The sequence below is a fragment of the Nonomuraea sp. NPDC050394 genome (assembly GCF_044459065.1).
Classification (GTDB): domain Bacteria; phylum Actinomycetota; class Actinomycetes; order Streptosporangiales; family Streptosporangiaceae; genus Nonomuraea.
This window is the reverse complement of sequence record NZ_JBITIO010000019.1, coordinates 19,934-45,252: the sequence shown is the minus strand read 5'-3', so window position 1 is coordinate 45,252 and position 25,319 is coordinate 19,934. Positions and strand designations below refer to the sequence as shown.

The window sequence follows — 25,319 nt, the reverse complement described above, 5'->3', positions numbered from 1 at the left end:
GCCTTCAGAAGGCTCGCGAAAGCCGGGTCAGACGGCGATCTGGGTCGGGCCCGAGCTGCCCTGGCTGGCGTGCCAGAGCTTGCGGGGCGGGTTGGCGGTGATGGCCGGGCCCAGGTCGGAGTAGGGCGACAGGAGGAAGCCGTTGGCGTACTCGATCCGCCGGCCGCCCACGTTCTCGCGTTCCTCCGGCGTCTGGGCCAGCAGCGCCCTGACCGCGTCGATGCCCTGTACGCGCCACAGGCGGTCCAGGTCGACGAGGTCCCAGCAGTCCACGGCCCGCATCGAGATCGCCCGCGGCCCGGTACGCCTGATCACGCCCCGGGCCACCATCAGCCATGACCCGAACACCGTCGCCGCGCACCGCCCCTGCACCGACTCGAAGAACGTCAGGTCCACCGGCCCGGTCGAGTCGTCGAGCGTGGCGAAGATGACCCGCTGGCCGGAGCGTACGGCCGGCGTCTGGGTGGCCACCTTGACCCCCGCCACCAGCACCTCGGCGCCGTTGCGCTGGCCGAGCAGGTCCTGGGAGCGCACCACGCCGATCAGGTCGAGCAGTTCGTCGTGGAAGCGGATCACGTGCCTGCTCACGTCGATGCCGAGGATCTCCAGCTCGGCCTCGACCATCTCGCTCTCGGTCATCTCGGGCAGTTCACCGGGCGCGATGTGCTCGGTGAACCCCAGCGGCAACTGCACCGCGCTTCCGGCTTCCGGCTGGTCAGGGAGCGCGGAATCAGGTATGCCGGGAGGTGGGCCCCCCGGCAGGCGAGTGCCGCCCGGTGAGCCCGGTGGGGTCGCGGCTCCGTTCTGCCGGGGGGCTGTTCTGGGGGTGTAACCGCGACGCCGCCGCGGCGCGGTGGTCGCGCCGGACGTGGAGGCACGCTCCAGCACGCCGGTCTGGGCGATCAGATCACGCCTGGTCAGCTCGCCCGCGCGCCAGCGCTCGCCGCCGGGGTGCAGGTCGTGCAGGGCGTCGAGGCCGCCCACCTGCACGATCCGCTCCATGGTCGGCCGCGCGGGCCGCGCCCGGTCCCAGAAGTCGGCCATCGAGGTGTACGGCTGGCCCGCCACCATCCGCTCCACCTCGGCCTCGCTCACCCCCTTGACGGCGGAGAACGGCACGCGCAGCGCGTACCCCTTGCCGATCTCGGAGATCTTGAACTCACGCCGCCGGTAGTCGCCCAGCTCCGCCGGTTTGACCCGGACCTTCAGGCGTTCGACCTGCCAGTCCTTGCCGGACTTGTTGATGTCGAGCGGCAGGATGGCCACCCCGCACTGGCGGGCCTCGTCGATGATGACCCGCTGCGGGTACATGCCGGGCTCGTGGGTGAGCACCCCGGCGAAGAAGGCGGCCGCGTGGTGCCGCTTGAGCCAGGCCGACTGGTAGGTGGGCAGCGCGAAGGCGGCGGCGTGCGCCTTGCAGAAGCCGAAGGCGCCGAACGCGTCGAGCACCTTCCACGCCTTCTCCACCTCCTCGTCGGAGAAGCCCCGCGACTTGGCCAGCGGGACGAAGTGGCCGCGCACCTTCAACCGTCCCGCCTCGGTGGCGAGCGTGCGCCGCATGCTCTCGGCGAAGTGCAGGTCCTTCCCCGTCATCACCGAGATGATCTTGAGCACCTGCTCGTGGAAGACGACCACGCCGTGCGTCTCCTTGAGCGCCTCCCGCAGTTTCTCGTGCGGATAGTACGGCTGCCGCCACCCGTGCCTGGCCTCCAGGTACGGCGTGACCATGTCGGAGTTGACCGGCCCCGGCCGGAACAGCGAGATGTCCACGATCAGGTCGTGCATCGTGCGCGGTTCGAGCTTGGCCACGAGCTCGCGCTGCCCCGGCGACTCGATCTGGAAGCACCCCAGGGTACGGCTCGCGCAGATCATGTCGTAGGTGGCCGAGTCGTCGTGGGGCACGGCGTCGAGATCGACGTCGGCGTCGTCCACCCGCTTGATCTCGCCGAGCGTGTAGGCCATGGCCGACTGCATGCGTACGCCGAGGACGTCGAGCTTGAGCAGCCCCGCCTCCTCGACGTCGTCCTTGTCGAACTGCGACATGGGGAAGTCCAGGAAGCTGCGCTCGACCGGCGTCACGTCCTTGAGCCCGGCGTTGCCGATCAGCACGCCGCAGGGGTGCAGCGCGATGTGCCTGGGCAGGCCGTCGAGCTTCTCGGCCAGCCGGAAGACCCGGTCGAGCCCGGCCTCGCCGAGGCGGCTGTCGCGCAGTTCCGGCAGGTCGCTGAGGGAGGCGGTGATCTGGCGGGCGCGGATGTGCGGGAAGGCCTTGGCGATGGCGTCGATCTCGTGGGGCGGCAGGCCCATGGCTCCGGCCACGTCGCGGATGGCGCTGCGGGCCCGGTAGGTCTCCATCATCGACACGCAGGCGACGCGGGCCTCGCCGTACTCCTCGAAGATGGCCTTGTAGCAGTCGAGGCGGCGGGCGGACTCGACGTCGATGTCGATGTCGGGCAGCCCGATGCGGCCGTGGGACAGGAAGCGTTCCATGAGCAGGCCGTGTTCGAGCGGGTTCACCTCGCCGATGCCGATGAGGTAGTTGACCAGGCTGCCCGCTCCGGAGCCCCGGATGGCACACCTGATGTCCATTTTTCGAATCATGTCGGTGATGCCGACCACTGCCACGAAATATCCGGACAGGCGCTTGCTCTCGATGATCGCCAGTTCCTCGTCCAGCCGCTCCCTGGCGTCACGCGAGCCCTCCAGCCCGCGGGCGTGCAGGCCGTCCTCCACCCGGTGGCGCAGCAGCGGCACCGGGTCGCCGCCGATCTCCGGCAGGTGCAGGTTCGGCGGCTCGCCGCGCAGCGCCAGCATCGAGTCCGGGTCCACCGCGCAGGCCTCGGCGAGCTGCCGCGTGGTCAGCAGCAGCCGCCCCGCCCGCTCGCGGTCGGCGCCGGTGACCTTCAGCGCCACCTGCCACATCTCCTTGGTGCTCTTGAGATAGGCGTGCGAGGTGGGCCGGTCCAGGTGCCGTGGGTGCAGCGGGACGAGCTGCCTGGCCGCGTCGAGCACGTCGCCGACCTGGTGGTCGGCGGGGTCGAGGTAGCGCACCGCGTTGGTCAGCACCGCGGGTACGCCGAGCGACTCGGCCAGGGCCAGCATGCGCACGGCGGTGCCGGAGTCGCGGTAGCCGTACTGGTCGACCAGTTCGATCGCGATCCCGGAGACCATGGAGCGCCACAGGTTGAGCAGCACCCTGGCGTGCTCGTCGCGGCGCTCGGCGACCGCCCTGCCCACGTCGGAGCGCGGGCCGAGCAGCACGACGAGCCGGTCGTCGGCGCCGAGCTCCGCCAGCAGTTCGCGGGTGATCCACGGGTCGCCGCGCTCGCCCATGTGGTGGGCGGCGGTGACCAGCCTGGCCAGCCTCGGCCAGCCGCCCTCGCGGGCCAGCACGGTGACACGGTCCTCCGCCATCGGCCCGGTCTTCGGCCGCCCGCCGGAAGAGCCACCGCTGGAAAGGCCACCACCAGGAAGGGCACCACCGGAAAGGCCACCACCGGGAAAACCGCCATCGGGAAAACCACTGCCTGAAGGCCCGCCGGGGAAACCGCCACCGGGGAATCCGCCGCCCCGGGAGCCGTCCGGCGAAGAGCCACCGCGGGCGAAACCGGGGAGGTCACCGCGCGAGGAGCCCGGGGGCGCGTCCCAGAAGGACAGGTCGGGACCCGGAGCGCCCGCGTAGATGTCGGGCCGCAGCGCCAGGTTCACCCCGAACACCGCGCGCAGCCCGGCGTCGGCGCAGGCCTGGGCGTGCTTGACCGCGCCGTAGAGACCGTCGCGGTCGGTCAGGGCGAGGACGTCCATCCCGTGCTCGGCCGCGCGGGCGGCCAGCTGCCGAGGGAAGGCGGTGCCGTAGCGCATCGAGTAGGCGGAGCTGACGCTGAGGTGCGGGAACGGGCGCGCCATCAATCCCACGCCCGCAGCAGCAGCCAGCCACCGCTGGCGGTGTCGAAACGGAGCTCGTAGGAGCCGGTCTCACGGCCTGGGCTGGCCTCGACCCGCCAGAACTGCCGTTCGCCCGGATCTCCCTCGCTGGTCTTCCACCACTCCCGGGCCACGACCCAGTGGTCGAGGACGCGCCGGACGAGGTAGAGGCGGTCACGCCAGACGAACTGGGTGGGCTGCCCGTCTCGGGTCCACACCTCGATCGGATCGCCATAGAGTCTGCTCAAGACGCTTCTTCTCCCCGCGGCTCTGGTCCTTCGGTGAGCCACCCGGGGGAAGACGGGCGCTGCTAATAATCGAACATACGTTCTCACGCCCCGAAGTGCAAGTCGCCCGCCTGCCGGATGAGGGGGTTCGCGCCGATCGAGTTGCGGATGCTGAACGTCACGCTGCCGGCCCGGTAGCGGTCGTCCGAGCTCTCCACCGGCCGGCCCTCCTGCGTGGTGGTGATCCGGCGCTGGCGCAGGAGGGGGCTGCCGCGCCGTACACCCAGGAGGCGGGCGTCCTGCGCGCCCGCGGCCACGGCGTCGATGAGGTGCTCGCCATAGGCGAAGACCAGCCCGGTGGAGTCGTAGAGCGCCTGCGTGATCGAGCCGCAGTCGCGCGGGATGGCCTCGACGGCGGCGGCGATCCAGCCCGCGTAGACGGTGCGCTCGACGAGGACGGGCTCGGTCTCGAGCGTACGCAGGCGCAGGACCTCCAGGACCTCCTCAGAACCCAGCCTGGCCGCCTCCGCGGGACCCGCGGCCCGGCGGCGCTGCTGCAGCACCTGGCCGCCGAAGCTGTAGCCGTTGGATTTGGCCCACTGGGCAAAGCTGTGCAATTCCGCGAAACTCTGACTGCGTGAGTTGCCGAGGACAATGCGGCGCGCCCCCTGACGGCTGCCGACCAGCCCTTCGGCCACCAGTACGGCCAGCGCCTGCCGTACCGTGCCACGGGCGGCGGAGTAGCGCGCAGCCAGCTCGGCATCGGTCGGCAACGTGGACCCGACGGAGTGCACACCTCGAAGAATGTCATCGCGCAGCTCAGCGGCGATTCGTTCATAGCGCGCGACCATTCTCGACCCTTCCCGTTCACGAAAGAGCAATCTTTATCCGACTTACTAGGGGCTGGCCTTGTTTGTACAAGTTCCCCTAAGTTCGTTCTACACCCCCAGAGTGGAGGCGACGTGTTCACTCCTCGCGCCAGCGTGGCAGGCGTCATAGCAGCCCTAACCGTAGCCACCGCCGCCTGCGGCGCGGCACCCGGCACGCAGACCGCCGAGCCGTCGAAGGGCGGGGTGGACGCCAAGACGGCCACCTCCGCCGCCGACTTCGGTGGTTTCGACAAGCTTGTGGAGGCGGCCAAGAAGGAGGGCAACCTCCACGTGATCGCGCTTCCCCCGGACTGGGCCAACTATGGCGAGATCATCAAGACCTTCGAGGCCAAGTACGGCATCAAGATCGAGAGTGAGGACCCGGACGCGGCCAGCGCGGACGAGATCACCGCGGTCAAGAACCGCAAGGGCCAGGACCGCGCGCCCGACGTGCTCGACCTCGGCCAGTCCTTCGCGATCAGCGGCGCCAAGGAGGGCCTGTTCGCCCCCTACAAGGTGCAGTCCTTCGACAAGATCCCCGAAGGCCAGAAGGAGGCCACCGGCCTCTGGACCAACGACTACGGCGGCTACGTCTCCATCGGCTGCGACGCCAAGAAGATCCCGAACTGCCCCACGAGCTTCAAGGACCTGCTCAAGCCCGAGTACAAGGGCAAGGTCGCGATGAACGGCAACCCGACCAAGTCCGGTTCCGCCTTCGCCGGCGTCTACGCCGCGGCCATCTCCAACGGCGGCTCCTTCGACGACATCCAGCCCGGCATCGAGTTCTTCAAGCAGCTCAAGGCCGCCGGCAACTACAACCCGGTCGAGACCACGCCGGCGACCATCGAGAAGGGCGAGACCCAGATCAGCATCGACTGGGACTACAACAACGCCGCCTACGCGCCGCAACTGGTCGCCAAGGGCCTCGACTGGAAGGTCAACGTGCCGAGCGACGGCAAGTACTTCCAGATGTACGCCCAGGCCATCAACAAGGACGCCCCGCACCCGGCCGCCGCGCGCCTGTGGCAGGAGTACCTCTACAGCGCCGAGGGCCAGAACCTCTACCTCAAGGGCTTCGCCCGCCCGGTCCTGCTGCCCGTCATGACCACCGACGGCAGCGTCGACAAGACCGCCGCCGAGAAGCTGCCGCAGGTCGACGGCACGCCCACGTTCCCCACCCCCGAGCAGGTGGACGCGGCCAAGGCGAAGCTCGCCGAAGGCTGGGACGCCGCGATCTCCGGATGAGGAAGTCCCGGGGCTGGCTGGGCGCGCTGCCGCTGTTCGCCGTCTACGCGCTCGTCTTCGGCGTCCCGGCCGTCGCCCTGCTGGCCGGGGCGTTCACCTCTCGGGGTGAGCCCACGCTCGACAACATGCGGCTGAGCCTGCAGGGCGGCAACCTGACCGCGATCGCCGGCAGCGTCCAGGTGTCGGCGGTCGTCGCGGTGGCCGGGGCCGTGCTGGGCACGTTCCTGGCCTACGCCGTCGTCACCTCCGGCTCGGGCGCGCTGCGCTCGGCCGTGCTGACGGCCTCCGGCGTGCTGGCCAACTTCGGCGGGGTGCCGCTGGCCTTCTTCTGGGTGGCCACGCTCGGCAACTCGGGGATCGTCAGCGGCCTGTTCGGGCTGCCCTCCGGCGTGCTGTTCACGTTCTGGGGGCTGGTCATCGTCTACCTGTACTTCTCGGTGCCGATGATGGTGCTCGTGATGGCGCCCGCGCTGGACGGGCTGAAGCCCCAGTGGCGGGAGGCGGCCGCCAACAACGGCGCCACCTCCTGGCACTACTGGCGCTACGTCGCCCTGCCCGTGCTCACCCCGGCCCTGCTCGGCGGCGTCGTGCTGCTGTTCGGCATGGCGTTCTCCGCCTACGCCACGGCCGCGGCCATGGGCGCGGGGACCGTCGTCCCGCTGGTCACGCTCAAGATCGCCAACGCGCTGACCAGCGACGTGCTGATCGGCCAGGAGAACGTCGCGCTAGCGCTCAGCCTCGACATGATCGTGGTGGCCGGGCTCGTGATGGCGGTCTACCTGCCGCTGCAGAAGAGGAGCACCCGATGGCTGCAGTGACGGGCCTGGAGAAGGTCCGGGCCACGCAGCGGGGAGGCCGCTGGCGGTGGCCGGTGTTCCTGCTGGCCGCCCTGTACTTCCTGGTGCCGCTCGGCGCCTCGCTCTGGTACACGGTCTACAACGCCAACACGGGCTTCTCCCTCGCACCCTACGCCGAACTGCTGACCGCCGAGGGCTTCGCCCAGTCGCTGCTGCTGTCGCTGAGCCTGGCCGTCGCGACGATCGTGCTGGTCCTGCTGCTCACGCTGCCGGCGATGCTGGCCGTACGGCTGGCCGCCCCGCGGCTGCGGCCCGTGATGGAAGTGCTGTGCACGCTGCCCCTCGTCGTGCCCCCGATCACGTTCGTCGTCGGGATCGGCAAGTCGCTGGCGGTGGGCGGTGAGGTGCTCGCGCCCACCCCGTTCTGGGCCACCCTCATCGCGATCCAGAACCCGGGCTTCCCCATGGTGCTCGTGCTCGCGTACGTGGTGCTGGTGCTGCCGTTCGTCTACCGCTCGCTCGACGCCGGCCTGCGCACCATGGACGTGCGCACGCTGGTCGAGGCGGCGCGCAACCTCGGTGCCTCGTGGCCGTACGTGATGTTCCGGGTGATCATCCCCAATCTGCGCTCGGCCATCGCCAGCGCCTCGTTCCTCACGCTGGCCCTGGTGCTGGGCGAGTTCACCGTGGCCAGGCTGCTCGGTTACCAGCCGTTCGCGGTCTGGATCGTGACGATCTCCGGTTCAAGGGGCCAGATGTCGGTCGCGGTCTCGATCCTCAGCCTGCTGCTCATCTGGCTGCTGCTGCTCGTGGTCTCCAGCGTTTTCGGTAAGGAGAAGAAGCAATGACAGCCCAGGTCGAGTTCCGTGCTCTTCGCAGGGTGTTCGGCAAGACGGTCGCGCTCGACGGCCTGGACCTGACCATCGAGCCGGGCGAGCTCGTCGCCCTGCTCGGCCCGTCGGGCTGCGGCAAGACGACGGCGCTGCGCTGCGTGGCCGGGTTCGAGCATCCCGACTCGGGAGCCGTGCTCGTGGACGGCAAGGACATCACCGCCGTACCCGCCAACAAGCGTGACGCGGGCATGGTCTTCCAGTCCTACTCGCTCTTCCCGAACCTCAACGCCGCCGACAACGTCTCCTTCGGCCTGCGGGTGCGCAAGGCTCCGGCCGCGCAACGCCGGGCGAAGGCGCTGGAACTGCTGGAGCTGGTCGGCCTGCCCTCCCACGCCGGCCGCTACCCGCACCAGCTCTCCGGCGGCCAGCAGCAGCGTGTGGCGCTCGCCCGCGCGCTGGCCCTGGAGCCGCGCGTCCTGCTGCTCGACGAGCCGCTGTCGGCACTCGACGCCAAGGTCCGCGTCAACCTGCGCGAGGAGATCCGCCGCCTGCAGCTCGACCTCGGCATCACCACCATCTTCGTCACCCACGACCAGGAGGAGGCGCTGTCGATCGCCGACCGGGTCGCGGTGCTGCGGGATGGCCGCCTGGAGCAGTGCGGCGCGCCGGCGGAGGTCTACGACCGGCCCGCCACCCCGTTCGTGGCCGAGTTCGTCGGCACCATGAACCACCTGGCCGGGCGGGTGTCCGGTGACCAGGTGACGGTGCTCGGCCAGCTCCTGCCCGTGGACGGCGAGGTCCCCGACGACCCGTCCGTGGACGTGCTCATCCGCCCGGAAGCCGTCCAGGTCACGCCCGCGGCGGACGGCAGGGCCGAGGTCCTGGCCGCCTCCTTCCGCGGCGCCTCGGTCCGGCTCAGGGTGGCCCTGGAAGGGGGTGAGGTGCTCGCCGACGTACCAGGTCACGAGGCGGTACGGCTGGCGGCCGGCACTAGGGTGACCGTACGCCTGGTCGAACGACCGGTCCTGGTGGCCGCCCGCACGGTCACGGTCCCCGCCCCCGTCACGGAAACAGCAGATGCCGTCTGATCTCCCCGCCGCCGTCCTGTTCGACATGGACGGCACCCTGGTCGACACCGAGGGCCTGTGGTGGCAGGCCACCGCCGACGTCGCCGAGTCGCTCGGCCACGGCGGCCTCGGCCCCGAGGACGTCCCCCACGTCCTCGGCCGCTCGGTCGAGGACACCGCCGCCCACCTGGCGCCCGCCGACGCCGGACCGGTGGCGGTCCGCCTCACCGACGCCTTCGCCGAACGCATCGCCGGTGGCATCGACCTCATCCCCGGCGCCCTTGACCTGCTGCGCGAGCTGACGGCCGCCGGGGTGCCCACGGCGCTGGTGACCGCCTCGCCGCGGAGCATCGTCGAGCGGGTGCTGCCCAGCCTCGACGGGCACCGCTTCGATCTGGTGATCACGGCGGAGGACAGTTCGCGGGGCAAGCCGTACCCGGATCCCTATCTGAAGGCGGCGCGGCTGCTGGGGGTGCGGCCGCAGGAGTGCGTCGCCGTGGAGGACAGTCCGGCCGGCATCGCCGCGGCCACCTCGGCCGGATGCAGGGTCGTGGTGGTCGATCCTGCGCACGGCCTGCCCGAACTGCATGCCATGTCGGTAAGCTAACCCGCCGTGAGCGGTGAAACCTCCCACATCGGGCGCTACAAACTGATCAGCGTGCTGGGCCGCGGCGGGATGGGCACGGTTCACCTGGCCGAGGACCCCGCGGGCGTGCGGGTCGCGGTCAAGGTGATCAACCCCGAGTTCAGCCAGCACGAGCAGTTTCGCATGCGCTTTCGCCGGGAGGCGGACGCGGCGCAGCGGGTTCGGCGGTTCTGCACGGCCGCGGTGCTGGACGCCGCGCTCGACGGCAACCAGCTCTACGTCGTCACCGAGTACGTGCCGGGGCCCAACCTGGAGGAGGCGGTCAAGCGGTCGGGACCGCTGACCGGCTCCAGCCTCGACGCGCTGGCGGTCAGCGTGGCCACCGCGCTCACCGCCATCCACGGCGCCGGGGTGGTGCACCGCGACCTGAAGCCGTCGAACGTGCTGCTGTCGCCGGTCGGCCCGAGGGTGATCGACTTCGGCATCGCGCGGGCGCTGGACGAGCTGGGCGGCGTGACCGGCACCGGCGAGATCATCGGCACGCCCCGCTACATGGCGCCCGAGGTGCTGCGGGGCGAGCCGGTCTCGCCCGCCTGCGACGTGTTCTCCTGGGGCTGCCTGATCGCCTTCGCGGCCAGCGGGCGCGCGCCGTTCGGTGGCGACTCACTGCCTTCGATGATCTATTCGGTGCTCAGCACCGAGCCCGACCTCGGCGGCGTGGAGCCGGGGCTGCGCCCGCTGGTCGTGGCGGCGCTGCAGAAGGACCCGGCGTCGCGCCCGACCGCGCAGCAACTGCTCGACCACCTGGTGGGCAGGCAGGCCGCGCCCGAGCAGGCCGCGCACACCGTGCAGGTGGCCTGGCAGCGGGCGACCACCCCGCTCACCACGTCGGAGCCCGCCCCGCCTGGACGCCGCCGCACCAGGCTGATCGCCGGCGTCACGGCGGGGGCGGTGCTGGTGGCGGGCGGCGTCGCCGCCGCGCTGCTGCTGTCGCAGAGCTCGCCGCCGACCCACCTGGGCCGCCTCTACCAGGAGGACTTCACGACCTCCTCCGGCGGCTGGGACGGCACCTACGACGCCGAGGACGAGGCCAGCTACGGCTACAAGACCGACGGCACCTACGGGCTCGACGTCGAGCCCAGCTCCGAGCAACGCTCGGTCAAGGCGCCCGCGCCTTTCGCCAACGTCTCCCCCACGCCATCACCGAGCGCCACCCCGACCCCGCTCATGCCCGACTCCGTGCTGGTCAGCGTGACGGTCCAGGCCAGGAAGATCGTCGGCGACGGCGAGTACGGCGTCTACTGCCACAACACCACCGACGGCACCTTCTACGAGTTCGGCCTCGACACCACGGGCAACGCCAGGATCAGGAAGATCATCGACGGCGCGGGCGGCACGCTCTCACAGCCGGCGAAGCTGGAGCTCAAGCCCCAGGCCAAGGTACGGCTGGAGGCGTTCTGCGAGCAGTCGGGCTCGACGGTGAAGCTGACCATGTGGGTGGACGGCAGGCAGGTGCTGCGGGCCGAGGACCCCAACGGCCTCAAGACCGGCTACGTCGGCCTGTTCGCCCGGGTGCCCAAGGACGACCGGTCGATCATGAAGACCGTCTTCGACGACTTCGAGCTGCGCGGTCAGCGCTCGGAGCAGCCCTAAACGATCCTGGCCCTGCGCGGCCGGAAGCAATACGCGCGCGCCTGGGTTAGACAGGACTATGCGCGCAGTCGTCATCGCCGCCCAGGGCGGCCCAGAGGTCCTCGAGTACGCCGAGCACCCCGATCCCGTCGCGGGTCCCGGAGAGGTGGTCGTCGACGTCGCCGCGAGCGGCGTCAACTTCATCGACATCTACCAGCGCTCCGGCGTCTACCCGCTGCGGCTCCCGAGCCCCATCGGCTGTGAGGGCGCCGGCACCGTCTCGGCCGTCGGCCCCGGCGTCACCGGCTTCGCCGTCGGCGACACCGTCGGCTGGGCGAACGTCCTGGGCAGCTACGCCGAGAAGGCCGTAGTACCCGCCGACCGCCTCGTGCCCGTGCCCGGCGGCGTCTCCGCCGACCTGGCCGCCGCCGCCCTCCTGCAGGGCATGACCGCCCACTTCCTCGTACGCTCCACGCACGAGGTCAAGGAGGGCGACCGGGTCCTCGTCCACGCCGGCGCCGGCGGCATGGGCCAGCTGCTCATCCAGCTCGCCAAGTTCTACGGCGCCACCGTCCACACCACCGTCTCCACCGACGAGAAGGCCAAGCTGGCCCGCGCCGCCGGCGCCGACGAGGTCCACTCCTACGACGACTTCGCGCAGACGCTCGAGAACAGCATCGACGTGGTCTACGACGGCGTCGGCGCCACCACCTTCGACGGCGGCCTGACCGCGCTGCGCCCGCGCGGCCTCATGGCCCTGTACGGCGCGGCCAGCGGCCCCGTGCCGCCCATGGACCCACAGTTGCTCAACCGGTCGGGCTCGTTGTTCCTGACCCGGCCCACGCTCGTCCACCACGTGGCCGAGCGGGAGGAACTGCTGTGGCGGGCCCGCGAGGTCTTCGGGTGGATCGCCGCCGGGCAGCTGCGCATCGACGTCTCCCACCGGTACCCGCTGGCCGAGGCGGCGCGGGCGCACGAGGACCTGGCGGCCCGCCGTACGACGGGGAAGCTGCTTCTGATTCCCTGAGGCAGAGGCCCGGGGACGGCTGCCGGTGATGAGCCGTCCCCCGGCTCACACGTGGGAGCCGCCGTCGACGCGAAGCTCCACCCCCGTGAGGTAGGCGCCGTCGGCCGACGCCGCGTAGGCGATGGTGCCCGCGATCGCCTCCGGCTCGCCGAAGCCGACCTGCGGCATGATCCGCCCGTAGAAGGAGGCGTCCACGTCGTCGGGGAAGCTCACCGAGCTCATCAGCGGCGTCACTACGCCGCCCGGCGAGACCGCCACCACCCGCACGCCCTGCGGCGCCACCTCCGCCGCCAGGCTCAGGGAGAACGCCAGGACGCCGCCCTTCGACGCCGCGTACCCGGTCATGAAGGGGTGCGCGTGCGTGGCCGAGGTCGAGGCCGTGTTGACCACGACCCCCTTGCTCTCCACCAGGTACGGCATGGCCTCCCGGCAGAACAGGAACGTGCCGAGCAGGTTGACGTCGAGGAGCCTGCGGAAGTCGGCGAGCGAGAGCGTGGCCAGCGGCGTCGTCTTGTGGATGCCCGCGACGTTGATCAACCTGTCGATTCCCCCGAACTCCTTGGCCGCCCGGGCCACGGCTTCCTTGACCTGCCCCTCGTCGGCCACATCGGCGACATGCGGGGTGATAGCCGGATGGCCGGGAATCTCCGGGTTGAGGTCGACGGCGAAGACCCGCGCCCCTTCCTCCGCCAGCCGCAGGGCCGTCGCCCGCCCGATCCCGGTGGCCGCGCCGGTCAGCAGGACCTTCTTGCCCGCGAAACGCTCCATGAATCCTCCACGTCTCACTACGAGACAGCTATGTCTCGTCTAGGATATGTCCTGATGAGCACCTCCGACTCCATGGCGAGAACACGGGACGCGATCCTCCGCGCCGCCGCCACGGCGCTGCGCACCCACGAGCGAGCCGGCATGGCCGACATCGCCGCCGCGGCCGGCGTCGGCCGCGCCACCCTCTACCGCCACTTCGCCACCCGCGACGACCTGCTGGTCGAGCTCGGCCGTTTCGCCGCGGAGGAGTCCATCCGGGTGATCGACGCGGCCGGCATCGACGGCGTCGCGACCGAGGCCGCCCTGACCCGCCTGACCAGGGCCCTGCTGACAGCCGGCCGCGAGTTCTGGGTGGTCAGCACCCACCGGCCGCAACTGTGGCCGGAGGAGGAAGAGGTCGGCGAGCGGCTGCGCATCCTGGCCGAACGGGGTCAGCGCGAGGGCGTGCTGCGCGCCGACGTCCCCGCCGAACTCCTGGCCGCCGCCCACGGCGCGCTCATCCTGGGCGCGCTGACGCTGGCGCCGCTGTCGGAGCTGGGCGTGGAGGACGCCACGGACACCATCGTCAGGCTCTACCTCCAGGGCGCCCGGCTCACACCCACGGAAGCGTCGCCTCCACCCTGAACCCGCCCTGCGGCGACGGCGCGGCCCGCGAGACGCCGCCGAACAGCGCGGCCCGCTCGGCGATGTTCACCAGGCCGTGCCCTGACCTGCGCGGCGGCGCGGGCGGACGGCCGGCGCCGTCGTCGACGACCGTGATGTCCAGCGCCCGCTCGCCGTAGCGCAGCACCACGTCGGCCTCGGCGTCCTTGCCCGCGTGCTTGAGCGCGTTGGTCAGCGCCTCCTGAACGATCCGGTAGGCGGCGAGACCCAGCCCAGCCGGCACCGCCCTGACCCGCCCCTCGACCCGCAACCGCACCTCCAGCGGATGCCGCTCCACCAGCGCGTCGATGGCCTCGATGCCGGGCTGCCGCTCCCCCGGCTCCTCGCGCAGCCCGCCCAGCAGCAGCCGCAGCTCCGTGAGCGCCGCCTGCCCCGACTCCCTGATCGACTCCAGCGAGGTGCGCGCCGGCCCGTGGTCCTCCGCCGCCAGCGCCGACACCGCGACGTGCGACTGGATCACCATCGCGCTGACGTTGTGCGCCACGATGTCGTGCAGTTCGCGGGCGATCCGCACCCGCTCCTCCGCCACCATGGCCCGCGCGCGCCCCTCCTCGGCGCCGGCCGCCGCGACGACCCACCGCCGCCGCGCCACCCCCGCGCCCCACGGCAGCGCGCACACCAGCGCCGACATCACCCCGGCCGGCACCAGCACCCCCAAAAGCAGCAGTCCGTGGTACGGCGAGGCCCGCCACCTGCCCACCGTGTAGAAGGCGACCTGCAGAGCGGTGGACGCCCCCAGTTCGGCCCACGAGGCGTTGACCTCGGCCCAGACGTCCCAGCGCCCCACCGCCAGCCACAACACCCAGACCGCCGCCAGCACCCCGAGCGGCCACCGCCGCCGCAGGGCCAGGCAGCCGAAGGCCGCCAGATCCCCCCAGAACGTCAGCGGAACGCTCCCGATCCGGGCCAGCGTCGCCTCGCTGTAGGGAACCTCGATCAGCAGATACGCACACGCGATCCCGGCCAGCGACGCGTCGGCGGCCAGCGGATGCCGTTCCAGCCACCCCACCAGCCCCCGAACCCGACCCCGCAGCTCAGCCCGCACGGCCGACCGGCCCGGCATCGGGATCGCGCAGGATGAGAACGCTCCCCTTGGCCAGCGGCGCCGCGTACTTGAGCGCCTGTTCCCGGTTGAGCGCGATCATGAGTGACCAGCGCGTCCCCGAGGCGTCGGCCTGGGAGGCGGTCAGGACCACCGCGCGCATCTCGGCCGTCCGCCGCCCGCCCATCACGAGAACCACCTGGACCGGGTCCCCGCCGCCCAGCGCGCCACCCAGCACGGCAGCGCGGGAGACGTCGAGGCCGACGACGCTGAGCCCGCCCTTGATCCGCCCCCGCACGTCCGGCGACAGGTCAGTGCTGGTCAGCGCCTCACCTTGCCGGATGGAGCGCAACGTGATCCGCCCCTCGACCGGCAGTTCCGCGTACGCGCCGGCGTCCAGGGCGGTCCTGGTGCCCATCTCCAGGTCGTCCATGCCGAGTTGGGTGTAGGCGGGGAGGTCGGCGCGGGCGACGAGTACCGGGACCTGCTGGTTGGACAGCAGAAGCATGATCACGGCGGCCACCATCCCGACCGCCACGACGGCGACCACGAATCCGCCGAACGGCCCGCGAACGTGCCGGGGACGCGGAGGGACCGGCACATGGGCCACAGGAGCGGCGGCGGACGGACCGGACGGTATCGCCTCGGCCGGGCGCTCCATGACGGTCTCGCCCGCGCTCGGCGGGGTGCCGTCGCCGGCCGGGCCCTGTGTCATGGCCCGGCCTCGTCGATGACGATCCTGACCGTCAGCTCATCGGCCGGCTCGGGCTCGTAGGCCCACACGGGCCGCTCCGCCTTCAGGATCAGGTCGTCCAGGAGGCGCCATTGGTCGTGTTCCCGCCGCTCGTCGGGCGGTAGCGGCAGGCGCAGTTGCCGGAGCAGGTCGAAGCGGTGCACCTCGAAGGCCGCGCGCAGGTGCTCGCCGTATTCGGCCGCCGCGGGAAGCGCAGACAAGTACGCCCAATAGGCGAACAGGAGGGCTGTCGCGAAGACCATGAGGGCCCACGGCGGCGACGTGCCGAACGACCACGCCAGAAGGGGACTGACCACTGCGAAACCCACCAGCCACAAGCACAGGACAAGAAGGAACTCCATGGTCGCGCGGGAGTCTTCGACGTCGTCCGCCACGGCCCGTGGCAATATCTTGTACAGCCTCGGCCATACGTTGATCAAGCTGATCCCGTAGCGCTGGATCGGATAGAACTCCGCGGCGCGGATCACGTTTCCCAACCGGGTCGGCAGGAATTCCGTTTCGGGGTAGGCCCAATAGCGGAGCCCGTGTACCTCCGTGGTGTGGTGCCGCCGGTCGCCCATATCGACGAGGGCGGCGCTTCTGGCCGCGTGCCAGCTCACCCCCTTGGCCTCCAGCCAGGGAAGACGCTGGAGAGGATAGCCCTCGAATAATCGGATGATATTCCGCCATTGGCTCGCGACCACGGCCGCCCCGAACCAGCAGAACGTGAAATAGCCGATCACGGCGGCGAATTTCGCGGTGATCGGCTGTTCTTCCCATACGGCCAGCGCACGGGCCAGCATGTCGTTCTGCAACAGGACCGGGACGGACACCAGCGGAGCGAACAGGAGCACCGGCAAGAAGGCATTGCGCAGAAAGCGCCGTTCCAGGATCGACGTGGCCCGGTCGAGCAGACTATCGATCATAGACGGGAGTATTGCAGCACTTCCAGCGTATGTTCACTGTTCGGGTCCGCCCGACATTTCGGACGCTTTTTATGCCAGTTCTGCGCGGTGTCCTCCCACGGGCAGGTGACGCATCGCAACCTGACCTGCACCTGGACAGTCGGATGCCCCTGGGGGCACGCCCCCTTCCGCGTCAGCCGCTCCTCGACCCACCAATGTTGGAGGCACCCCTCGAAGATGGCGCGTCCGTCGTCCGCCTTCGGCGTGTTTCCGGCGAGTCGTGAATTTCCAGGACTCATGGCCTCCCCCTCCCCGGGCAGAGAGTCCTGAGCGCAGAGTGTGCCCGGCCCGGGGGCCTGTCAACGGGCCTGGCCGGTTCCGGTCAGTCCTGTACGGCCAGCCGTACCCCGAAGCCGATGATCACCACGCCCGTGAGGCGGTCGAGCAGGCGGCGGACCCTGGGAGTGCGCAGGACGCCGCCCATGAACGTGGCGAAGGCGACCAGCAGGGCGCTCCACACCAGCCCCTCGCCCACGTGTACGCCGGCCAGCGCCAGCCCCATCAGCGCGGGCGGCACGTCGTCCGGCATGAACTGGGGCAGCATCGCCACGTAGAACGCGCCCACCTTGGGGTTGAGGAGGTTGGTCAGCAGGCCGCGGCGGAAGGCCCGCGCGAACGTCTGGTCGGTGACCGGGGCGGCCTCCGGCGGGGCGGGGTGGCGGGCGTCCCAGAGGATGCGGGCGCCCATGTAGACGAGGTAGGCGACGCCGGCCCAGCGCAGGATCTCGTAGGCCAGGTGCGAGGCCGCCAGCAGGGCGGACAGGCCGGCTGCGGCCGCCAGGCCCCAGACCAGGATGCCGGCCTGGACGCCGAGGACCACGCCCCACGCCGGACGCCGTCCCGACAGCAGCGACGTGCGCAGGATCAAGGCCGTGTCCAGGCCGGGTGTCAGCGTCAGCAGCGCGACGACGGCGGCGAACGAGGCGATTGATGCTGCTATGTCCATGGAGGTCAGCGTAGCGAGGCGGCGATGTGCTGGGCGGCGGCGTAGCCGAACGTCATCGCCGGGCCCAGAGTGGCGCCCGGCCCGGGGTAGGTCTCGCCCATGACGGCTGCCGCGACGTTGCCCGCCGCGTACAGGCCGGCGATCGGCGAGCCGTCCCCGCGCAGCACGCGGGCGTCCACGTCGGTGACCACGCCGCCCTTCGTGCCGATGTCGCCGGGTACCAGCGGGATCGCGTAGAAGGGGCCCTTCTCGATCGGCAGCAGGTTCGGGTTGGGCAGGGTCGGGTCGCCGTAGTAGTGGTCGTAGGCGCTGTCACCGCGGTGGAAGTCGGCGTCGGAGCCGGCGCGGGCGAAGCCGTTGAAGCGGTCAACGGTGGCGCGCAGCTTGAGCGGGTCGAGTCCCATGCGGGCGCCCAGTTCCTCGATGGTCGTGGCCCTTTTGACGAAGCCGTTCTTGAGCCACGCGGCCTTGAACGGCCGGCCCGGGAAGTGGCCGAGCATGATGTGCCGGTTCTTGGTGCGCTGGTCGATGACCATCCAGGAGCGGACGGCGTCGCGCGCGTACATGGTGTCGACGAACAGGTGGTACGGCGCCGCCTCGTTGACGAAGCGCTCGCCCCGCCCGTCCACGACGATCATCCCGGGCACGCCGCGGTCGGTGACGAGGAACGTCGGCGGCTCGCCCGGCGGCACCGCGGCCGGCATGCCCCAGACCCGCTCCATGAGGTCGAGTTCGGCGCCGAGCGCGAGGGCGGCGGCGATCGTGTCGCCGGTCTGGGCCGGGGCCGCCGAGCTCCAGCGGGCGTCGGTGGGCAGCGGCAGGTACTTCTCCCGCAGCTCCTGGCTGTGCGAGAACCCGCCCGCCGCCAGGACCACTCCGCCCCGCGCCTCGATCGTCCTGCCGCCCGCGCGCACGCCGGTGACCCGGTCACCGGAGACGACGAACTCCTCGAACGGCGTGTTCACCCAGATCTTGCCGCCCGCCTCGGCCAGCGACAGGCTCAGCCGGCCGACCAGCGCCTCGCCCAGCGCGGCGTGGCGGGCACCGGTGAGCAGCCCCTTGACCGCGCGCAGCCCGATCCTGGCCGCCATCAGCTTGCCGCGCGTGGTGCGCGTCATCATGTTGACCTCGTGGAACTCCGAGGACTTCATGACCATCCCGTAGGTCGCCAGTTCGGAGCGCCGCATGATCCTGCGCAGCGCGCCGAGCCCGCGCAGGTCGAAAACGGGCGGCTCCACCGAGCGGCCCATCGCCTTGCCGCCGGGGAGTTCGGGGAAGTAGTCGGGGTAGCCGCGGGCGTACTCGAAGCGGACGTGGCGGGTCCGCTCGTGCAGGAAGCGCACCATCTCCGGCCCTTTGTCCAGGTACGCCGCCCGGCGTTCCTCCGGCACCCGGTCGCCGACCGTCGCCTTGAGGTAGGCCCCGGCCTCCTCCTTGCTGTCCTTCAGGCCGGTGCCATCGAGGTAGAGGTTGCCGGGCACCCAGATGGCGCCGCCGGACAGGGCGCTCGACCCGCCGTACTTGTCCGTCTTCTCGATGACCACCGCGGTGAGCCCGCGCAGCCGCGCGGTCAGTGCCGCGGTGAGCCCCGCGGCGCCCGATCCGACCACGACGACGTCGAAGCTGTGATCCCAGCGCACGACCAACCTCCTCTGTCTCATAGCGAGACATCTATGTCTCAGTCACGATAACGCGTCCAATGACGTGATTAGTCCGGCGCTGAACTTCTTGACAGGTGACAGTCAGAGTGATCAGCTCGTGGTCACGGGAGGCCCCCATGAGACCCGTGATCCCCATGGTGGCCGTCATGCTGACCGTCGCCGCCTGTTCCTCGATCCAGCCCGCCCAGCCCCAGAGCCCCGCCCCTTCCACCGGCCCCGCGCGCGCCGGCGGCACGCTCACCTTCGCGCTCAACGCCGACCCCGACCACCTGGATCCCACGCTCAGCCGTTCGCTGGTCAGCCGCCAGATCTTCCACGCCATGTGCGAGAAGCTCTACGACGTCGACGAGAAGGTCCAGGTCATCCCCCAGCTCGCCGCCGCCCTGCCGAGCATCAGCCCCGACGGCAGGACCTACACGATCCCCCTGCGCTCCGGAGTGAAGTTCGCCGACGGCACGCCGCTCGACGCCGAGGCGGTCAAGCGCAGCCTCGACCGGCACCTCACGCTGGAGACCTCCTCGCGCCGCAGCGAGCTCGGGCCGATCACGGCCGTGCGCGCCACCGGCCCGCGGACCGTCACCATCACGCTCGAACGCCCCACCGCCCCGCTCACCGCGGCCCTGGCCGACCGGGCGGGCATGGTGATGTCGCCCAAGGCGCTCCAGGGGAACTTCGCCGCCAACCCGGTCTGCGTCGGGCCGTTCAAGTTCGCCTCGCGGGTCCCGCAGAGCAGCATCGAACTGGTCAAGGACCCCAACTACTACGACGCGGCCAAGGTGAAGCTGGACAAGCTCGTCTACCGGATCATCACCGACGGCAGCATCAGGGCGGCCAACCTGCGCTCGGGCGACGCCCAGGTGGCCGACACGATCTCGCCGGAGGACGTGCCCCAGCTCAGCGCCGACCCGAACCTGCGGGTACTGCAGTCCGACTCGCTCGGCTACCAGTCGCTCACCGTCAATGTCGGCAACACCGACGGGCTGGGCAAACCGCCCAAGACGCTCGGCACCCCGATCGCCAAGGACCCGCGCGTCAGGATCGCGCTGGAGCACGCGATCGACCGCGACGCCCTGGTCAAGACCGTCTTTCGCGGGCTCTACCGGACGGCCTGCTCGCCCGTCTCACCCAACTCGCCCTATACGAGCGAGCGGGCCCAGCGGTGCCGGCCGCACGATCCGGCCAAGGCGCGGCAGTTGCTGGCCGAGGCGGGGGTGGCGGTGCCGTACAAGATCAAGATGTCCGTCACGAACACGCCGCTGAACCTGCGCCTGGCCCAGACGCTGCAGGCCATGGTGAAGGACGGCGGGTTCGAGATGGAGATCCAGGCGGCGGAGTTCGCCTCGCTGCTCGACCTGCAGGACGCCGGCGACTACGAGACGCTGCAGATCGGCTGGTCGGGGCGGGTGGACGCGGACGCCAACGTCACACCGTTCGTGCGCACCCAGGCGGCGCAGAACGTCGCCGGCTACAGCGACGAGCAGGTCGACGCGCTGCTGGACAAGGCGCGCGAACAGCTCCAGCCCGCCGAGCGCGCGCAGACCTACGCGCAGGTGATCGAACTGCTCCAGCGCGACAACCCGCTCATCTACCTCTACCGGCAGCGCAACATCACCGGCGTCAGCGCCCGGCTCACGGGCGTGCAGGGGTTCGCGGACGGGCTGGTCCGCGTGGCCTTCGCCGGCTTCGTGTCGTGACATGCGGCGCTACCTGCTCCGGCGGCTGGCCGAGTCGGCGGTGACGTTTCTGCTGGCGACCGTGGTGGTGTTCGCCGGTGTGCGGGCGCTGCCGGGCGATCCGGCGCGCGCGCTGGCCGGTGAGGACGCCACGCCGGAACTGCTCGCCGCCATCCGCGAGCAGTACGGGCTGGACCAGCCGCTTCTCGTCCAGTACACCCGCTACGTCACCACCAGCCTCACCGGCGACCTGGGCACGAGCCTGCGCACCGGCCTGCCGGTGCGCGACATGCTGGCCCAGGCGCTGCCGGTCACGGTGGAGCTGGCCCTGCTCTCGCTCGCGATCGCGGTCCTCATCGGCGTGCTCGCGGGCGTCATCGCCGCGGTACGGCGCGGCCGCCCCGCCGAGTGGGTCGCCAACGGCTTCGCCCTGCTCGGCCTGTCGATCCCTAACTTCTGGCTGGGCCTGATGGGCATCCTGTGGCTGTCGGTGGCGCTCGGCCTGTTCCCGGCCTCCGGCTATGTCCCGTTCTTCACCGACCCGCTGGGCAACCTGCACCGCATGGTCATGCCCGCGGTGGTCCTGGGCACCGGCCTGGCCGCGGTGATCATGCGGCAGACCAGGGCGTCGATGCTGGAGGCGCTGTCTGCCGACTACGTGCGCACGGCGCGGGCCAAGGGCCTGGCCGAACGCCAGGTGATCGGCGTGCACGCGCTGCGCAACAGCCTGATCGTGGTGGTCACCATCGCCGGGCTGCAACTGGGCGTGCTGATCTCCGGCGCGGTGGTGACCGAGCGGATCTTCGCGATTCCGGGCTTCGGCAAGCTGACGGTCGACGCGGTCTTCCAGCGCGACTACCCGATCATCCAGGGCGTGGTGCTGGTCACCGCCACCGCGTACATCGTCATCAACCTCCTGGTCGATCTGCTCTACTCGGTCATCGACCCGCGGATCAGGGTCGCATGAGAGCCGTGCGCAGGCTCGCGCGCAACCCGCTCACCGTCGGCGGGCTGCTCGTCCTCGTGATCGGCGTGGGGGCCGCGCTGCTGGCGCCGTGGCTGGCGCCGTACGCCTTCGACCGCGCCGACTTCGGCGGCCTGTTCCGCCCGCCCGGTTCGCCGGGACACGTCCTCGGCACCGACGACCTCGGCCGCGACATCCTCTCCCGCATCATGTACGGCATGCGGGCCTCCCTGCAGGTTGGGGTGTTGTCCGTGCTGCTGGCCGTGGGCATCGGCGTGCCCTTGGGCCTCATAGCCGGATATTTCAGGACCTTCGATGGCCTGGTCTCCCGCCTGACCGACCTGGTCCTGGCCTTCCCGTTCCTCATCCTGGCCGTCGGCTTCGCCGCGATCCGCGGGCCGTCGCTCACCAACGCCGCCCTCGCCATCGGCATCACCCAGATCCCCGGCATGATCAGGGTCACCCGCTCGGAGACCCTGCGGATCAAGGCGCTCGACTACGTGGACGCCGCGGTGGCGGCCGGTGCCCGCGACGGCTGGATCGTCACCCGGCACGTCTTCCCGAACGCCATCTCCGCGATCATCGTGCAGGCCACGGTGGCCGTCCCGATCGCGATCATCGGTGAGTCCGTGCTCTCCTTCCTCGGACTGGGCGTGCAGCCGCCGGTGCCGAGCCTCGGCACGATGCTCTCCGACGCCCAGTCCTACAGCTCGACCGCGCCCTGGACCGCGGTCGTGCCGGGCATCACGATCCTGCTGGTCGCCTTCGCCTTCAACCTGGTCGGCGACGGGCTGCGCGACGCCCTCGACCCGAAGGAGAGCCGCCGATGATCGAGGTGTCCGATCTGTCGGTCGGCTTCCGCACCGAGGACGGTCCGGTGCGGGCCGTGGACGGCGTCTCGTTCGACGTGCGGCCCGGCGAGGTGCTCGCGGTGGTGGGCGAGTCGGGGTGCGGCAAAAGCGTCATGGCGATGGCGCTGACCGGCCTGCTGCCGCCGACCGCGGCCGTGACCGGCTCGGTCCGCTTCGAGGGCACGGAGCTGGTCGGCGCCCCCGCCCACCTGCTGCGCTCGGTGCGCGGCAAGGACATCGCCTACGTCTTCCAGGAGCCCGCCACCTCGCTCAACCCGGTCTTCACCATCGGCAGGCAGATCGTCGAGGCGGTCCGTACGCATACCTCCTTCTCCAGGCGGGCCGCCGCGTACCGGGCGGCGGAACTGCTCGACCTGGTCGGCATCCCGCGTCCGCTCGAACGCCTCGGCCACTACCCCCACCAGCTCTCCGGCGGCATGCGCCAGCGGGTGATGATCGCGATGGCGGTGGCCTGCGGCCCCAAGCTGATCGTGGCCGACGAGCCGACCACGGCGCTCGACGTGACGATCCAGGCGGCCATTCTCGACCTGCTGCGCGACCTGCGCTCCAGGCTCGGCACGGCGGTCCTGCTGATCACCCACGACCTGGGCGTGGTGGCCGATTCCGCCGACCGCGTGGTGGTCATGTACGCGGGCCGCGTCGCCGAGTCGGGCACCGCCCGCGCCATCTTCACCCGTCCCCTGCACCCCTACACCAGGGGCCTGCTGGGCGCGGTACCCGCGGGAGCGGGCCGGCGGCTGACCGAGATCCCCGGCATGGTGCCCGTGCTGGCCGGCTCGCCCGACGCGTGCACGTTCGCCAACCGGTGTCCGCTGGCCGTACCCGGCTGCCTGACGGAGCGCCCTTCGCTCCGTAACAGCGGTGGCCACGAAGTCGCCTGCATAAGGGCCGAAATATGAGTGCGTTGTGTGAAGTAGAGGATCTGGTGCTGCATTTCGGCCGGGTACGCGCGGTCGACGGGGTGAACCTGCGCGTCGACCGCGGCCAGGTGGTCGCGCTCGTCGGCGAGAGCGGCTCGGGCAAGTCCACCGTGGGCCGCTGCGTCGTACGGCTCCTGCAGCCCACCTCCGGCCGGATCCTGCTCGGCGGCGTGGACGTGACCACCCTGAACAGGCGGCGCCTGCGCCCCCACCGCCACAAGGTGTCGATCATCTTCCAGGACCCCGCAGGCTCGCTCGACCCCAGGTTCCGGGTGGGCGAGATCGTCGCCGAGCCGCTGCGCGTCGGCAGCGAGCGTGTGCCGGGACGGCAGCGGACGGCCCGCGCGCACGAGATGCTGGAGAAGGTCGGCCTGCCCGCCCGCGTCGCCGCCCGCTTCCCGCACGAGCTGTCCGGCGGCCAGCGCCAGCGCGTCGGCATCGCCCGCGCCCTGGTCTCGGGGCCCGACCTGCTCATCGCCGACGAGCCCACCAGCGCGCTGGACGTCTCCGTGCAGGCCGCCGTGCTCAACCTGCTCGCCGACCTGCAGCGTGATCTGGGCTTCGGCTGCCTGTTCATCACCCACGACCTGTCGGCCGTGGAGTACCTGGCCGACACCGTGGCCGTCATGTACCTGGGCCGGATCGTGGAGAGCGGCCGGGTGCTCGCCGCACCCCGTCATCCCTACACGCAGGCACTGATGTCGGCCTCGCCCTGGCCCGACCCCGACGCACAACGGGCCAGGACCCGCGTGGTGCTCTCCGGCGAGCTGCCCTCGCCGGCCGATCCGCCGCCGGGGTGCCGCTTCCATACGCGGTGTCCGGTGGCGCAGGCGCGCTGCCGTACCGAGGAGCCGGTGTTGCGGCGGGTGGAGGGCGGGTCGGTGGCCTGCCATCTGGTCGGCGAGGACGGGTCGGGACCCCAGCTGATCACGCCGGCGGCCAGCCGAGCAGCCGCGCCCCCAGCACCGCCGTCTCCAGCGTGAACCGCTGCGTCGGCTCGTCCGGCGAGAAGCCCGTCAGGCGGCGGACGCGCTCCAGCCGGTAGGTGACGGTCCTGGTGCTGACGCCGAGCCGGCGCGCGGCCGCCGCCTGGTTGCCGTGCACGGCGAAGACCGCCGCCAGCGTCTCCAGCAGCGGCTCGTGACCGCCGCGCGCGCCGAGCAGCGGGCTGAGGACACTGTTGACCAGATCCTCGATGGCGGCCCTGTCGCGCAGGAGCACCGGGAAGACCAGCAGGTCGGCCGCCTTGACCACCGAGGTGGCCAGGCCGAGCCGGCCCGCCAGCTCCAGCGCCCGTTCGGCCTCCCTGAAGGAGGTGACGACGCCGCCGGGACCGCGCTGCGCCCGCCCGACCGCCACCCGCCAGCCGGGCGCGAACCTGGCCCGCACGTGGTGGGTGAACTCCCCCACCGCCGCCGGCAGCGTCGCCGGTGACACGCACACCAGCAGGGACTCACGCGCCGCCACCAGGATGTTGTGCGAGCCGAACCTGGCGACCAGGTCGCGTTCGATCCGGTCCTGGTCGCCGTCCTTCATACCGCTGGCCACGGCCACCACGTACGACTCGGCCAGGCGCAGCCCGAAGTGCTCTGCCCGCTCGGCCAGGCGCTCCGCGCGGCCCTGGAGCAGGTCGTCCACGAACTCCTTGCGGGCCGTTTCCTCGCTGCGCAGCGCGGCGTGCTGGGCCGCCTCGTAACCGTCCATCAGCGCGGCGACCAGCCGGCGCAGCGCGGGCGCCGCCGTACCGTCGGCCGCGGCCAATGCGTCGTCCACCAGCACGCGCAGCGGGACGCCGCGCACGGCCGCGCTCTCGCCGATCGCGCGGCACTCCTCGACCACCGCGCGGCCGGGCAGCCGCCCCGCGGCGGCGTGCTCGGCCACGAGGCGCCGCAGCGGCTCGTCCAT

At 71.2% G+C, this 25,319-nt stretch carries 23 protein-coding genes; 13 read left to right on the top strand and 10 right to left on the bottom strand.

All coding sequences use genetic code 11. The features are described 5' to 3' along the window. Positions 1-27: 27 nt before the first annotated feature. From ACIBKY_RS46825 to ACIBKY_RS46815, 3 genes are all read right to left on the bottom strand, one after another. Positions 28-3,906 (bottom strand): DNA polymerase III subunit alpha, encoded by a 3,879-nt coding sequence (locus ACIBKY_RS46825; RefSeq protein WP_397107730.1) that lies wholly within the window; start codon positions 3,904-3,906, stop codon positions 28-30. After that, positions 3,906-4,172 carry a DUF6504 family protein gene (locus ACIBKY_RS46820; RefSeq protein ID WP_379614799.1) on the bottom strand — a complete coding sequence of 89 codons (267 nt, stop codon included), beginning with the start codon at positions 4,170-4,172 and terminating at the stop codon, positions 3,906-3,908. The genes ACIBKY_RS46825 and ACIBKY_RS46820 overlap by 1 nt, the downstream gene beginning before the upstream one ends. Before the next feature lie 83 nt (positions 4,173-4,255). Further along, positions 4,256-5,002, bottom strand: a complete 747-nt coding sequence (locus ACIBKY_RS46815; protein ID WP_397107728.1) for a GntR family transcriptional regulator — start codon at positions 5,000-5,002, stop codon at positions 4,256-4,258. A 111-nt stretch (positions 5,003-5,113) separates the two neighbouring features. Between ACIBKY_RS46815 and ACIBKY_RS46810 the strand changes: the two genes are divergently transcribed. Genes ACIBKY_RS46810 through ACIBKY_RS46780 form a run of 7 tightly spaced genes read left to right on the top strand, consistent with a single transcriptional unit; the run spans position 5,114 to position 12,207 of the window. After that, the gene (locus tag ACIBKY_RS46810; RefSeq protein ID WP_397107726.1) at positions 5,114-6,265 is read left to right on the top strand and encodes an ABC transporter substrate-binding protein; all 1,152 of its coding nucleotides are present in this window, start codon (positions 5,114-5,116) and stop codon (positions 6,263-6,265) included. Further along, positions 6,262-7,083 carry an ABC transporter permease gene (locus ACIBKY_RS46805; RefSeq protein ID WP_379614792.1) on the top strand — a complete coding sequence of 274 codons (822 nt, stop codon included), beginning with the start codon at positions 6,262-6,264 and terminating at the stop codon, positions 7,081-7,083. Before ACIBKY_RS46810 ends, ACIBKY_RS46805 begins: the two co-directional genes overlap by 4 nt. Next, positions 7,071-7,910 carry an ABC transporter permease gene (locus tag ACIBKY_RS46800; RefSeq protein ID WP_397107724.1) on the top strand — a complete coding sequence of 280 codons (840 nt, stop codon included), beginning with the start codon at positions 7,071-7,073 and terminating at the stop codon, positions 7,908-7,910. Before ACIBKY_RS46805 ends, ACIBKY_RS46800 begins: the two co-directional genes overlap by 13 nt. Further along, a complete protein-coding gene (locus tag ACIBKY_RS46795) occupies positions 7,907-8,983 on the top strand; it encodes an ABC transporter ATP-binding protein (RefSeq protein WP_397107722.1) in 1,077 nt (358 codons plus the stop codon). Before ACIBKY_RS46800 ends, ACIBKY_RS46795 begins: the two co-directional genes overlap by 4 nt. Next, a complete protein-coding gene (locus ACIBKY_RS46790) occupies positions 8,973-9,569 on the top strand; it encodes an HAD family hydrolase (protein WP_397107720.1) in 597 nt (198 codons plus the stop codon). Before ACIBKY_RS46795 ends, ACIBKY_RS46790 begins: the two co-directional genes overlap by 11 nt. A gap of 6 nt (positions 9,570-9,575) precedes the next feature. Then, the gene (locus ACIBKY_RS46785) at positions 9,576-11,201 is read left to right on the top strand and encodes a protein kinase (RefSeq protein WP_397107718.1); all 1,626 of its coding nucleotides are present in this window, start codon (positions 9,576-9,578) and stop codon (positions 11,199-11,201) included. A gap of 58 nt (positions 11,202-11,259) precedes the next feature. After that, a complete protein-coding gene (locus tag ACIBKY_RS46780) occupies positions 11,260-12,207 on the top strand; it encodes a quinone oxidoreductase family protein (protein ID WP_397107716.1) in 948 nt (315 codons plus the stop codon). 45 nt (positions 12,208-12,252) lie between these two features. Here the strand turns inward: ACIBKY_RS46780 and ACIBKY_RS46775 are convergent, their stop codons facing one another. Beyond that, a complete protein-coding gene (locus ACIBKY_RS46775) occupies positions 12,253-12,975 on the bottom strand; it encodes an SDR family NAD(P)-dependent oxidoreductase (protein ID WP_397107714.1) in 723 nt (240 codons plus the stop codon). A gap of 54 nt (positions 12,976-13,029) precedes the next feature. On the opposite strand from ACIBKY_RS46775, the gene ACIBKY_RS46770 reads away from it, so the two are divergent. Continuing rightward, entirely contained in the window at positions 13,030-13,599 is a 570-nt protein-coding gene (locus ACIBKY_RS46770; protein ID WP_397107712.1) for a TetR/AcrR family transcriptional regulator, read from the top strand. Here the strand turns inward: ACIBKY_RS46770 and ACIBKY_RS46765 are convergent. From ACIBKY_RS46765 to ACIBKY_RS46745, 5 genes are all read right to left on the bottom strand, one after another. Next, the gene (locus tag ACIBKY_RS46765; RefSeq protein WP_397107710.1) at positions 13,568-14,647 is read right to left on the bottom strand and encodes a sensor histidine kinase; all 1,080 of its coding nucleotides are present in this window, start codon (positions 14,645-14,647) and stop codon (positions 13,568-13,570) included. The genes ACIBKY_RS46770 and ACIBKY_RS46765 overlap by 32 nt on opposite strands. 25 nt (positions 14,648-14,672) lie before the next feature. Beyond that, the gene (locus ACIBKY_RS46760; protein WP_397107708.1) at positions 14,673-15,395 is read right to left on the bottom strand and encodes an SAF domain-containing protein; all 723 of its coding nucleotides are present in this window, start codon (positions 15,393-15,395) and stop codon (positions 14,673-14,675) included. Further along, positions 15,392-16,339 carry a hypothetical protein gene (locus tag ACIBKY_RS46755; RefSeq protein WP_397107706.1) on the bottom strand — a complete coding sequence of 316 codons (948 nt, stop codon included), beginning with the start codon at positions 16,337-16,339 and terminating at the stop codon, positions 15,392-15,394. The genes ACIBKY_RS46760 and ACIBKY_RS46755 overlap by 4 nt, the downstream gene beginning before the upstream one ends. 361 nt (positions 16,340-16,700) lie before the next feature. Next, entirely contained in the window at positions 16,701-17,324 is a 624-nt protein-coding gene (locus ACIBKY_RS46750; RefSeq protein WP_397107704.1) for a LysE family translocator, read from the bottom strand. Positions 17,325-17,329: 5 nt separating this feature from the next. Then, positions 17,330-18,964 (bottom strand): FAD-dependent oxidoreductase, encoded by a 1,635-nt coding sequence (locus tag ACIBKY_RS46745; RefSeq protein WP_397107702.1) that lies wholly within the window; start codon positions 18,962-18,964, stop codon positions 17,330-17,332. 137 nt (positions 18,965-19,101) lie between these two features. Between ACIBKY_RS46745 and ACIBKY_RS46740 the strand changes: the two genes are divergently transcribed. The 5 genes from ACIBKY_RS46740 to ACIBKY_RS46720 are packed head-to-tail and all read left to right on the top strand — an operon-like array spanning position 19,102 to position 24,397. Continuing rightward, entirely contained in the window at positions 19,102-20,679 is a 1,578-nt protein-coding gene (locus ACIBKY_RS46740) for an ABC transporter substrate-binding protein (protein WP_397107700.1), read from the top strand. 1 nt (position 20,680) lies between these two features. Further along, positions 20,681-21,625, top strand: coding sequence for an ABC transporter permease (locus tag ACIBKY_RS46735; RefSeq protein ID WP_397107698.1), 945 nt, complete (start codon positions 20,681-20,683; stop codon positions 21,623-21,625). A gap of 5 nt (positions 21,626-21,630) precedes the next feature. Further along, positions 21,631-22,452, top strand: coding sequence for an ABC transporter permease (locus ACIBKY_RS46730; protein WP_397107696.1), 822 nt, complete (start codon positions 21,631-21,633; stop codon positions 22,450-22,452). Then, the gene (locus ACIBKY_RS46725; RefSeq protein ID WP_397107694.1) at positions 22,449-23,393 is read left to right on the top strand and encodes an ABC transporter ATP-binding protein; all 945 of its coding nucleotides are present in this window, start codon (positions 22,449-22,451) and stop codon (positions 23,391-23,393) included. The genes ACIBKY_RS46730 and ACIBKY_RS46725 overlap by 4 nt, the downstream gene beginning before the upstream one ends. After that, positions 23,390-24,397 carry an ABC transporter ATP-binding protein gene (locus tag ACIBKY_RS46720; protein WP_397107692.1) on the top strand — a complete coding sequence of 336 codons (1,008 nt, stop codon included), beginning with the start codon at positions 23,390-23,392 and terminating at the stop codon, positions 24,395-24,397. Before ACIBKY_RS46725 ends, ACIBKY_RS46720 begins: the two co-directional genes overlap by 4 nt. Here ACIBKY_RS46720 and ACIBKY_RS46715 read toward each other — a convergent pair. Then, positions 24,342-25,319: a PucR family transcriptional regulator gene (locus ACIBKY_RS46715; RefSeq protein ID WP_397107690.1), complete on the bottom strand. Its 978-nt coding sequence runs from the start codon at positions 25,317-25,319 to the stop codon at positions 24,342-24,344. The two genes, ACIBKY_RS46720 and ACIBKY_RS46715, sit on opposite strands and share 56 nt — an antisense overlap.